We start from the raw sequence: 1494 nt of genomic DNA, 5'->3' as shown, positions 1-1494 counted from the left end.
GGTCTTTGCGGTCGGATCCGTCGCCGGCGACCATCTGGGTCCCGCCGAACAGGGCGGTGATCGTGTTGTGGCAGGTGCGTTCGGCGGCCCAGAACGCGGCGACGGTGGTGGTGACGTCGTCGCGGAGCTGGTTGTGCTCGTCGATCTTGTCTTCGTCGTACTCCCAGTCGTCATCGCCCTTGTTCGCGTTGACGAATGTCGTCGCATCGGCTTTGAGCTGTGCGAGTTTCGTGACCAGCGGGCGGACCTCGGTGGCGTAGTCCGACAGGGCGGTGGAGACTTTTTCCAGGTCGTCGGCGAAGGTGTCGGCCCGGTCCTGGACCGGCTTCGTCGACGCGAACAGTTTCTCCGCCTCGGGGGCCTGGTAGTACGCGGACAGGCCCTGGAACTGGGTATGGACGTCCGACCCGGTGCCGCGGATGTGTCCGGCATCGGTTTTCAGGCTGCCGTAGTCCTTCTCCAACTGCCCGAGGTCACCGGTGAACTGCGGTATCGCTTCCGGCTTGATCACTTGGTCTGCACCCCGGGCTTCGTCAGATCCAGATCCGGGATGCCCAAGGCCTTGCGCTGCGACTCGGCGGCCATCTCCAGGTCACCGTTGAGGTAGGCGGTCGTCGCATCGACCGCACCGGTCAACGACTTCCCGGCCCGGGCGGCGATGAACTTCAGGTCCGTCGTGGCGTGTTCGGCGTACTGCGACAACGCGAGAGCGACCAGACCACCACCGGCCTTCTCCCCGCCCTCACCACCGTCCTCCGCGGTGATCGTGCCCGCACTCGTCGCCGCCGACGTCAGATGCGTGCCGTACGACTTCGCGTACGACTCGATCTTCCCCGCCGTCTCACCCGTCGTCTTCAGCACACCCTGAATACCCTGCGGCTTCAGATCCCACCCGGTCACCAGCACACCCCCGTGCCCCAACTACCCACCACGAACAGTCGAACAAAAACGATTCCGCACACACCACCGCCCCAAGGGCCGCGCCCCCGGACATCCGGTGCGGTGAAGCCTCAGCCGATGTTGTCGACGGCCGCCTTCGCGCGCGTGATCGTGTGCTGCGCGGTCCCGTCGTTCTTCTCCAGCGTCGTCTTCAGCAACTGGATGATGCTCTTGACCTCCTGCGAGGCCCGGTTCCACCGCATTTCCTTGCCGTGGTACTCATCCGCCACACCGTCCGCGGTGAAGTCCGCCATCGCGGCCTTCACCTGCCCGTCACGCGCCGCGATCACTTCCTCCAGACGCGCGATCACGACCTGGATGTTGCCCTGCGCATCCGCCGACGCACCCGTGTCATACGCCCGACGATCACTGCCACCAGCCATCAACAAACACTCCCCGTGAAATCCGTGGAACCCGTGGAACCCATGAAACCGAGAGACGGTCAGCGTCCACCGAAGCGGGCCGCGTCGAAGTTCGCCGCGCCCATCTGCTGACGCGCGTTGTCACCCTGCTCCTGGTCACCCGAGCCGAACGCCTGCTCCATACCCGACTGAC

Annotated in this window: 3 protein-coding genes; all 3 read right to left on the bottom strand. The window is 65.3% G+C overall.

Annotation, left to right across the window (positions count from 1 at the left end):
* Positions 1 to 511 (bottom strand): hypothetical protein (locus ACFVS0_RS21785; RefSeq protein WP_430589109.1); only part of this gene is annotated, 511 nt, incomplete at its 3' end.
* Positions 508 to 900, bottom strand: coding sequence for a DUF6507 family protein (locus ACFVS0_RS21780; RefSeq protein WP_326744825.1), 393 nt, complete (start codon positions 898 to 900; stop codon positions 508 to 510). The genes ACFVS0_RS21780 and ACFVS0_RS21785, both read right to left, overlap by 4 nt.
* A gap of 110 nt (positions 901 to 1010) precedes the next feature.
* Positions 1011 to 1322, bottom strand: a complete 312-nt coding sequence (locus tag ACFVS0_RS21775; RefSeq protein WP_267003503.1) for a pore-forming ESAT-6 family protein — start codon at positions 1320 to 1322, stop codon at positions 1011 to 1013.
* Positions 1323 to 1494: the final 172 nt, after the last annotated feature.

Source organism: Isoptericola sp. NPDC058082 (assembly GCF_042885055.1).
Taxonomy (GTDB): domain Bacteria; phylum Actinomycetota; class Actinomycetes; order Actinomycetales; family Cellulomonadaceae; genus Isoptericola.
The sequence above is the reverse complement of the archived record's forward strand: the minus strand, read 5'-3'. Positions and strand labels throughout refer to the sequence as shown.